The following is a 9,106-nucleotide window of genomic DNA, read 5'->3' as shown; positions in this document are numbered from 1 at the left end:
ATCCGTACTGAACATATTATACATTATTTTCAGTATAGTTGAGCTTATTATTGACTAGAGTCATGCTCCCCTGCAGGTCTTGCGAAACTGGGGATCCCTCGCCGCCACGGACTCTATTGGTAGATGTTGGCCGCTTTTAGCATGTGGTAGGTGATCAGCAATTGAGTCAAAGCCAGGGGATAGCTCTGGAGCAGCTCGCCGGTGGTGCCGATCAACTGGCCGATATTGGGGTTTCCCTCTAAGCTACAGAACTTGCCCAGGTAAGGGATTTCGTTGCAGAGCATCCGCTCCAGCTCAATCACTTGGCTGGCCGTAGCATGGGCATCAATCTGCAAAACATCGACGGGCTTGCCCATATCCCGATCCAAATCCAAACGAATGGCAGAGCTAAGGTGATTGTCGCGGGCATTGAGGATTTGCCAAAAATCTGGGTGAGGAATGGTGGGGCGCAGCACCAAGCGTGCATTCAGCAATACCTCGTCTTGGTCGGATCCCTCTTGGGGCGGGTAAAAGGTGACCACTACATCGGCCCATTGGCGCTGTGGACGAATAAAAGCCTCTGAGTCGGGTTCGCGCTTTTTGAGCTCTTCTCGCACTTGCTCTTCGGTATATCCGCGCTTGCGGGTGTCTCGCTTAATCTTCCAAAGGGCTCGTAAATGTTCTGGGGGAGCCAAATAAACCTTGACATCGTAGCTATCCCGCATACCACGGGTAAAGTAGCCCAGCAGCCCTTCGACAATCACGTATTTGTTGGGCTTGACATACTCTGGCGGGTCAAAGGTGCCGGTGCTGTGGTTGTAGACGGGCTTTAGGATCGGCTGGCCGGTGCGCAGGAGCGTCAGGTGCTGCTGAACGATATCCAGGTAGTTGCAGTCGGGATGGAGGGCTGTAATCCCCAGTTCAGCGCGTTGTTTGCGGTCGTAGCGGTGGTAGTCGTCGGTGCAGATGACAGTGACGTTTTCTTCCCCCAAGACTTGGGCAATGCCACGGGTGAGGGTGGTTTTTCCAGCAGCACTATCACCAACAATACCCAGAATAATCGGGCGCTGAGCCACGGATCCCTCTCCTGAATCGTGAACCTGGGGCGGAGAACTCCCAACAACACCGGCCAAACTCAACTTCGTTTCGACCTGCGGATGGCCCCGATCAGAGAACAGGGATTGTCGGTCAGCAAACGAAGTTAAGCAAGCATTATCGGCTCTGGAGGGTATTGGGGCAAGAGAACGTTACAGCTTTTTTCAGCGGAGCCCTATGGATCCCTATACTGGAGTAGAAGCACTGGAAGGCATCAAAGCAGCAAGGGTAGCATTAGGTCAGACCGCTAGAGGGGGAAGCAACCGATGGGATTGTTCGATCGGGTCAGCCGAATCATTAGATCCAATATCAATGCGCTGGTCAGCAGCGCCGAGGATCCGGAGAAAATCCTGAACCAGACCATTCAGGACATGTCTGAGGATCACTACCAGATGCGGCAAGCGGTTGCCCAGGCCATTGCTGCCCAGAAGCGGATAGAGCGGCAGTATGAGCAAGCACAGCAGAGTGTTGATGAGTGGCAAAGACGCGCCGAGTTGGCCCTGCGCAACAACAACGAAGCTTTGGCTCGGGAAGCGCTGGTGCGCAAGAAAACCTTTGCCGAGACTGCCCAAAGCCTGAAGCGGCAGTTGGATGAGCAGACTAAGCAGGTGGAGATCCTGAAGTCCAACATGACCAAGCTGGAGAGCAAGATCGCTGAGGCCAAGACCAAAAAGGACATGCTCATCGCTCGCGCCCGCGCCGCCAAGGCTTCCCAGCAAATCAATCAGGTTATCGGGCGGGTGGACGCCACAAGCGCCTTTGCCGCTTTTGAGCGTATGGAGGAGAAGGTGAACTCCCTGGAGGCCCAGTCGGCGGCAGTAGCCGAGCTGGCGGTAGACAATTTGGAAAACCAGTTTGCCGCTTTGGAGGCGGGTGGCTCGGATGTAGATCACGAGCTGCTGATGCTCAAGGCGTCGATCCAGGGTCAGTTGCCCTCTGGAGGGTCAAAGTCCTCAGGCCAACCTTCCACCGCAAGTGAGAGCGAGGTCGATCTGGAGTTGGAAAATTTGCGCAAGGAGATTGACCAGCTCTAACAGGCGGAATGTCGCTCTCCTCCGACTCTCAAGGCTTGCCGGGCTGAGTTTGGGCCGGGGGGTGGTAAGCTAACCAACAAGAACTCTGACAGCCCTTCTGCCGACCAGCAGGGCAAAGTCTGTCAGTAAAGCGTTCCACCTCGAGTGGCAGGGATCCCCAGAGGGTAATCAACCTGCGAAAGGGTCACAGCCTGCTTCCGGCAGGGCTGAGGTTAGTTTGCCTACGGTTTTGTGAGAGAACAAACAGCGATGACAACAGCAAGTATCAAGCCTCTCTTGGATGCCAAGCAACTGTTGCAGGCTTATGCGTCTGGCCAACGGGATTTTTCGGGCTCCAACCTGAGCGGAGCGCAGTTGAGTGGCGCGAATTTGAAGGGCATTATCCTACGGGATGCCGACTTGAGTGGGGCCGATTTGCGCGAGGCGGATTTGTCGGGAGCAGATCTCTCGGGAGCCGACCTGCGCGGAGCCAAGCTGCGACGGGTGAACCTGATTGGGGCTAAGTTGGTGAAGGCAGACTTGCGGGGGGCCAACCTCTACCGGGCCAAATTGCTCAGGGCCGACCTCAGCGAAGCCGAGCTGAACCGAGCCGATCTGCGGATTGGGGCCGATCTGCGCGGAGCCATCATCACCAACACCCATTTTCGCGGTGCCCTCTACGACGAGTACACCAAGTTCCCGGATGGCTTTAACCCTACAGAGATGGGCATGTAGCCGGAGCTTCCCTCAGGGGATCAGGTTCTGCCACAGTTGGGCCATGCCTTCGGCAGCCGCTACAAAGGGCGGGTTGTGCAGGTCGGGCTTGTTGTAGCGCAAGGGATCCCCTGCCAGATCGGTAACCCTTCCCCCCGCCTGCTCCACAATGCACTGGGCAGCGGCAGTATCCCACTCCATGGTGGGGCCGAAGCGAGGGTAGAGATGGGCAGATCCTTCGGCCACAAGGCAAAGCTTTAGGGCACTGCCCACAGACTTCACTTCCAGAGAGCCACAGCGCTGCCGCAGCCGCTCGAGGAACTGCTCCGTCTCCGGGTTGCTGTGGGAACGGCTGGCCACCACTTGTAGGGGTTCTTGGGCGTAAGGGCAGGTGCGGATGGGCTGTTCGTGAACGCAGGACGGAGTCCTTTCCCTCTTGCAGGCCCCCAGCTTTTGCGCAGCCGCGTAGGTGAGGCCCAGAGCTGGGGCATGGACGACCCCCAGGATGGGGATCCCTTCCTCGATGAGAGCAATATTCACCGTAAACTGGCCGTTGCGCCCGATAAACTCTCGGGTGCCATCCAAGGGATCCACCAGCCAGAAGTGCCGCCACACCTGCCGCTGGGCGTAGGGGATCCCGCCCGATTCTTCCGAGAGCACCGGGATCCCTGGGGTCAACTCTTGCAGGCCCTGCAGGATCAGGTGGTGGGCAGCCAGATCCGCCTCAGTTAGGGGGGAGGCATCTGCTTTGAGTTGGATCGGCAGCGATTTTTGCCGATAGAAGGGCAAGATGGCCTGCCCTGCTGCTTCTGCCAGGCGGCACACCTCAGGCAGGAGAGCGGCCAGATCTTGAGCCTGCACGGATCCCTCCCCAAGCTAGAAACGCACCGGAATGGCATGGGCGGCCAAGTCGGCTTTGATCTGCGCAATCGTCAGCCGGCCATAGTGGAGCAGCGAGGCCAATAGAGCCGCTTCCGCCCCTCCCTCCTGCAGAGCTTGGCGGATATGAGCACACTCCCCTGCTCCTCCTGAGGCAATCACCGGCACCGACACCGCCTCGGCCACCCGCCGGGTTAGCTCCAGGTCATAGCCTGCTTGAGTGCCATCGGCGTCCATGCTGGTGAGCAAGATCTCCCCTGCCCCCCGTTCGGCCACGGTTTTGGCCCACTCCACCGCGTCTAGCCCCGTCGGCTGCCTCCCCCCGCGCACGTACACTTCCCATCCCCCTCCCTGCGGTTTGGCGCGAGCGTCGATGGCCACCACAATGCACTGGGATCCAAACCAGCGGCTGGCTTGAGTCACCAAATCCGGATCCCTGACCGCCGCCGAATTGAGGCTGACCTTGTCCGCCCCGGCCCGCAGCAGTTGCCGGATCCCCTCCAGATCGCGGATCCCTCCTCCCACCGTGAGGGGAATGAACACCTGCTCTGCGGTGCGCCGCACCACCTCCAGCAAGATCTCCCGCTCTTCGTGGGTGGCGGTGATGTCCAAAAAGACCAGCTCATCGGCTCCTGCCTGATCGTAAGCCTGGGCCAGCTCTACCGGATCCCCGGCATCCCGCAATTGCACAAACTGGATCCCTTTCACCACCCGCCCTGCCGCCACATCCAGACAGGGAATGATCCGTTTGGCCAACATCGCTCTCTCCCAAGGACTCCATACCGCTAACGCGAACAGAGGGGAACAACTGGGGATCGTTTTAGCCGAAGCTGATGACCAGGAAGGGTTCTTGAAACTTGGCCCCAGTCACCTGCCGACCTGCCAAGCTGGGGGGCAAGAACAAATTGCGCCGCTGATCCCCGGCGGTAATGGTCAGCTCCGGGCCCGACTGGCTCAGCTCGATTTGGGCCTTGCTGAAGCCGGGAATAAACAGCTTGACTGTACGGGATCCCTCGTCGATGGCCACGGGCGGCGGCACATCCGGCACGGCGAACATCCCTCCTACTGCCGCTTCCAAAGCCGACCAATCGGATCCCTGACGCAGGGGGAGTGTTCGTAGTGTCAGCGGGAAAAAATCGGCGGCCGAGACCTCTCCCGGAGCCAGAGGGGTAACCCAGAGGCCACCCACCGTCAGCCCCACCATCTGAGCACTCCCCCAAAGGTAACGGGCGGTTTGCACGGCCATCGGGTCAGGGGTGGTCACCAGGTGGGCCAACACGCGGCGCGGATTGGCAATAGCCTGTCGTCCCTGCTCCAAAAGGTTGGTCATGCCCCCCAACCGCTCTGGCAGATCCTCTAGGGAGGAAAATTCCACGGTGCTTACCGAACGCAACAAGGGCTCGGCAAAGGGTCGCAGGGTTTTGGCCAAGTCGGATCCCAAAAAAGCTTGGGAGGCTCGCCGCCAGTACCAACTGGCCACCTCCGGGATCCCAAAGGCCCGCAAGGTGGTCAGATCCCCTGGCCCATCGTAGAGAATGCAGTCGTATTGGCCGCTGGCATCGTAACGGCGCAGAGCTTCCAGGGCCAGGGCCTGATCCATGCCCGGCAACACCCCCAGTTCCTGGCCGTAGATCTCCCGGAAAAAGGGGGTGCGCACGTATCGGGCTTCCAGCTCTTTGGCCGCCGTCCAGAACTGCTCCAGCAGCTGGGTTGTCCGCAACTGCACCACGCTCAAGTTGGCAGCAATGGTCACCGGCTCGCCGGAAAGCGGGATCCCGCCCAAGAGCATTTCCAACCCCGGCCCCGCCTGATGGCCCACCAACAGCACCCGCCGCCCCTGTTGGGCTGCCGCGCGAGCCGCCGCCACGGCCAAGGTGCTCCGACCTGTGCCCCCCTTGCCCAGAAAGGTGAGAATTTGGCTCATTCCCGCTCCTCCCGATTCCGCTCTCCCGCCTCTCCGTAGATATCGATGTACAGAGATTGGCCCGCCAACTGAGCTGCAGCCATCATCACCTGTCGAATCGCCTGCAAGGTACGCCCGCCTCGCCCGAACACCCGCCCGCGATCCTTCGGGTCAAAGGCCAGTCGCAGCCATACCTTTCGCCCGCCACAGGTGGTTTCCACATCCATTTGAAGAGAGGCGCTGCTGAGCAACGGTTCGATCAAAAGATGGGCGAGAGCCTTGTAGTCTGGCATAGAGAGCTAGACGACAGGAGGGAACAACTGGCCAAGCCAAGCTTAGCCGAAAGCGCAGCCGACTCTAGGTCTCAACCGCTTCCTCAACCTGAGGCTTTTCAACTTCAGCTTCTGGAGGACTTAATTCTGCCGCTGCTGTCTCAGTGGCAGCTTCGCTCAATTCAGACTCGGGAACATCGGCGACCTCAGCCTCGGCCACGGATTCTGTTGCAGGGGCCTCTTCTGCCGCCTCAGGGATCCCAGCTTCAGGCTTGGCGATGGCCGGAATGCGAATCGAGGCCACCACTCCGCCTTCCCCTGCTTTCAACATCTCATAGATGCCGGCCTTTTTGAGGAGACTGTCCACCGTCTCTGTGGGCTGAGCGCCACAGCGCAACCACTTCAGCAAGCCTGCCGTTTGCAAAACCGTCTCCTTGGTGCGCGGGTTATAGTAACCCAGTTCCTCTAGCGGACGGGCTTCACGGCGGCTTTTACTTTCAATGGCGATGATGCGATAGCTGGGTTGCCGCTTTTTTCCGTAGCGCTTGAGCCGCAATTTGACCATGGGGTATCCACTCCTTGGGGGACGCTCCGCAAGCTGTAAAGATCCAAAAAATCCAAAAAAGAGTTCGCCTAGACCCGCCAAGCCTGCTGAAGCTCCAGAGCCTCGCTCCGAGCCTTTGGCGTTTGGCCGGTAGACACAGGCTTTTTATTTTAAGCGATTTTCTGCTTGACTGGAACTTGACTGGAAAATGTCCGACCCCGGTTTGGAAGGCAACCTTCATGGCAGAGTTGAAGAGAAAACCCTACACTCAGCAGCAACTCCCATGATCAACTACGCCGATTTGACAGACGAGCAGCGCCAGCTCTACCTCAAGGCCCTGATCGCGGTGGCCCGAGTGGATGGCCAGTTGGACGAAGAAGAAACCTCTTTCTTCATGCAAATTGCAGAAGGGGTAGGCATCGAAGCGCCACTGGCCCAGACCTATCTGGCGGATGAAACAGGTGCACCTTTGGATATCAGCGGGATCCCGCCCATGCGCAATGCGGCAGGGGCCTTGATCCTGCGGGATTTGGCAGCAATGGCGGTGGTGAATAGCCAGTTGGTGGAAAAAGAAGAGGAGCTAATTTTCGAGATCGGCAAAGCCATGCAGTTCAGCGCTGAGGAGATCAACGAGTTTATCGACTGGGCCTTCATGGGACTGCAGTGGCAACTGAAAAGCGCATCTCTGCTGGAGCGCTATACCCAGCCCTCCCCCCAACCTTCTGAATGACCTGGGGTACTAGATAGCATCACAACGGCCAGCCCCCGCTGCAGATATTGACAGCCCAGTTTGGCGTTCCCCTGAGCCAAGCAAGGGGAGACTTTCATCAAGTTAAATCTGGCCATCGAGACTTAGCTGATAAAGCGATCCAGAGCCCGCTGCAACTCCTCCAGCTCCACTTCGATATTGCCGGTCTCGATGGCATGGCGGATGCAGTGGCGAATGTGATCGTCCAAAATTAGCCGCGCCACCCGATCCAGCGCTCCCTTGACGGCGGCAATTTGCAGCAGCACATCTGGACAGGGCTGATCCTGCTCGATCATGGAGCGGATCCCACGCACATGCCCTTCGATGCGAGCCAAGCGGTTGGTCAACTTGCGCCGAGACTGGGGATCATGATGGTGAGGCTGGGCCCGCCCAGACAGCGGCGGCTTTTCCAGCGCCAGCTCCCACTCCTCCTCCCAATCGGGTTCTGAAGGGAGCGGTGGAACGGAATGAGATCGAAGTGGGGGGACGGGATCCGACATAAAAAGGGCAAAGGACTGCCTGCATGATACCGCTTGGTTTTCCCCGAGAACGATGGGGTACTCTACAATAGAAAAAGATGTGAAATTTTGTAAAACCTCTCATACTTTGGCTCCATGACCTCTGTGCTCTCCCCCTTTGGCCCTGTAGAAGCGGATCTGGAGCGTTTACGCCAGAACCTGACGCGGTTGGTCAGTGCCAAGCACCCCATTCTGGCCATGGCTGCCGAACATCTGTTTTCGGCGGGGGGGAAAGGGATCCGGCCAGCCATTGTGCTCCTCATCGCCCGCGCCACCACTCCAGATGGAGAGATTACCCCACGGCATTGGCGCTTGGCAGAGATTACTGAGATGATCCACACGGCCAGCCTGGTTCACGACGATGTCATCGACGCTGCCGATGTGCGACGGGGCATCGATACGGTGAATACCCTCTTCGACAATCGGATAGCCGTGCTGGCGGGGGATTACCTCTTCGGCCAAGCTGCTTGGTACTTGGCCAATCTGGACAACCTGGAGGTAGTGAAGCTCCTTTCCAAAGTAATCATGGATTTGCCGGAGGGAGAGGTGCGCCAGAGCCTCACCCGCTTCGACCCGGATGTGTCGATGGAAGACTACCTGGCCAAGAGCTTCTACAAAACGGCCTCCCTCATGTCCGGCAGTTCCAAGGCTGCTGGCCTGCTGAGCGGGGTTAGCGAGGAAGTGGCGGATCGCCTGTTCGATTTTGGGCGGGATCTGGGCATTGCTTTTCAGATTGTCGACGATCTGCTGGATTTCACCGCTTCGGCAGAGACGCTTGGCAAGCCTGTGGGATCCGACCTCATCCAGGGCAACCTCACTGCACCCGTTCTGTTTGCCCTAGAGGAATTTCCCCAGATGCGAGAGCTCATTCTCAGGGAGCTGTCCAACCCGCAAGACCTGAAGCAGGCCCTGGAGTGGGTGTATCAAAGCGAAGGGATCCCACGCTCTCGTCAGTTGGCCCGCGACTACGCCCAGCGGGCTGCCGAAGCGCTGTATAGCCTGCCGGACTCTGCGGCGCGTCGTGCTTTGTTTCAGATGGTGGACTATGTGCTGGAGCGGCTGCACTGAGCAGTCCCGACAGGGTCAAGCTGGCTTTCTACCGGGCTGTGTTGCCCAACACTTGGGCCTCTGGAAGAAGCTCAGGATATTCTGGCGGGGCGAAAAAGTGTAGGCGATTTGGGGGCCAAAAGCGAAAAATGGTGTTGCCGATGATGTTTTCTTCCGGCAAGAAACCCCACACATGGGAGTCTTGGCTGTCGTTGCGGTTATCCCCCATCACAAAATAGGAGCGGGGAGGAACCACGAATTCGGATCCCTGATTGGGAACTCCAGGACAGCGCTCGCCAGGGCAAGAATAGTCGGGGGGGGCATAGATGTAGTCTTCCCGCAGCGGGATCCCGTTGATGATGACCTCACCGTTGGCGATGCGAATGCGATCTCC

The 9,106-nt window shown here is 58.5% G+C and carries 12 protein-coding genes; 4 read left to right on the top strand and 8 right to left on the bottom strand.

Going from position 1 to position 9,106, the window contains the following annotated elements:
* Positions 1-113 precede the first annotated feature (113 nt).
* Complete coding sequence (locus NW837_RS06920) at positions 114-1,055, bottom strand: phosphoribulokinase (protein ID WP_414330145.1); 942 nt, start codon at positions 1,053-1,055, stop codon at positions 114-116.
* Positions 1,056-1,340: 285 nt separating this feature from the next.
* Here NW837_RS06920 and NW837_RS06915 point away from each other — a divergent pair, with 285 nt between their 5' ends.
* A complete protein-coding gene (locus tag NW837_RS06915; protein WP_011432097.1) occupies positions 1,341-2,108 on the top strand; it encodes a PspA/IM30 family protein in 768 nt (255 codons plus the stop codon).
* A 249-nt stretch (positions 2,109-2,357) separates the two neighbouring features.
* Positions 2,358-2,822, top strand: a complete 465-nt coding sequence (locus tag NW837_RS06910) for a pentapeptide repeat-containing protein (protein WP_011432098.1) — start codon at positions 2,358-2,360, stop codon at positions 2,820-2,822.
* A 12-nt stretch (positions 2,823-2,834) separates the two neighbouring features.
* Here NW837_RS06910 and cysQ read toward each other — a convergent pair whose 3' ends face one another.
* The 5 genes from cysQ to rpsP all read right to left on the bottom strand — a co-directional run bounded on the left by cysQ (position 2,835) and on the right by rpsP (position 6,420).
* Positions 2,835-3,662 carry a 3'(2'),5'-bisphosphate nucleotidase CysQ gene (gene cysQ, locus NW837_RS06905; RefSeq protein WP_414330143.1) on the bottom strand — a complete coding sequence of 276 codons (828 nt, stop codon included), beginning with the start codon at positions 3,660-3,662 and terminating at the stop codon, positions 2,835-2,837.
* Between the two features lie 15 nt (positions 3,663-3,677).
* The gene (hisF, locus tag NW837_RS06900) at positions 3,678-4,439 is read right to left on the bottom strand and encodes an imidazole glycerol phosphate synthase subunit HisF (RefSeq protein WP_414330140.1); all 762 of its coding nucleotides are present in this window, start codon (positions 4,437-4,439) and stop codon (positions 3,678-3,680) included.
* 61 nt (positions 4,440-4,500) lie between these two features.
* Positions 4,501-5,604, bottom strand: a complete 1,104-nt coding sequence (locus tag NW837_RS06895) for an ArsA family ATPase (RefSeq protein WP_011432101.1) — start codon at positions 5,602-5,604, stop codon at positions 4,501-4,503.
* The gene (locus NW837_RS06890; protein ID WP_011432102.1) at positions 5,601-5,876 is read right to left on the bottom strand and encodes a KH domain-containing protein; all 276 of its coding nucleotides are present in this window, start codon (positions 5,874-5,876) and stop codon (positions 5,601-5,603) included. The genes NW837_RS06895 and NW837_RS06890 overlap by 4 nt, the downstream gene beginning before the upstream one ends.
* A 64-nt stretch (positions 5,877-5,940) precedes the next feature.
* Positions 5,941-6,420, bottom strand: a complete 480-nt coding sequence (rpsP, locus tag NW837_RS06885; protein WP_414330138.1) for a 30S ribosomal protein S16 — start codon at positions 6,418-6,420, stop codon at positions 5,941-5,943.
* 262 nt (positions 6,421-6,682) lie between these two features.
* Here rpsP and NW837_RS06880 point away from each other — a divergent pair, with 262 nt between their 5' ends.
* Positions 6,683-7,129 (top strand): TerB family tellurite resistance protein, encoded by a 447-nt coding sequence (locus NW837_RS06880; RefSeq protein ID WP_414330135.1) that lies wholly within the window; start codon positions 6,683-6,685, stop codon positions 7,127-7,129.
* A gap of 122 nt (positions 7,130-7,251) precedes the next feature.
* Here NW837_RS06880 and NW837_RS06875 read toward each other — a convergent pair whose 3' ends face one another.
* Positions 7,252-7,647, bottom strand: coding sequence for a metal-sensing transcriptional repressor (locus tag NW837_RS06875; protein ID WP_011432105.1), 396 nt, complete (start codon positions 7,645-7,647; stop codon positions 7,252-7,254).
* A gap of 114 nt (positions 7,648-7,761) precedes the next feature.
* Here NW837_RS06875 and sds point away from each other — a divergent pair, with 114 nt between their 5' ends.
* On the top strand, positions 7,762-8,733 hold the full coding sequence (sds, locus tag NW837_RS06870) for a solanesyl diphosphate synthase (RefSeq protein WP_041436149.1): 972 nt from the start codon (positions 7,762-7,764) through the stop codon (positions 8,731-8,733).
* A gap of 28 nt (positions 8,734-8,761) precedes the next feature.
* Here the strand turns inward: sds and lepB are convergent.
* A partial coding sequence (lepB, locus tag NW837_RS06865; RefSeq protein WP_414330134.1) for a signal peptidase I occupies positions 8,762-9,106 on the bottom strand: 345 nt, incomplete at its 5' end.

The sequence above is a fragment of the Synechococcus sp. R6-10 genome (assembly GCF_047461815.1).
In the GTDB taxonomy this organism is placed as follows: Bacteria; Cyanobacteriota; Cyanobacteriia; order Thermostichales; family Thermostichaceae; genus Thermostichus.
Note: the sequence above shows the minus strand (reverse complement) of the source record. Positions and strands in the feature narration are given on the sequence as shown.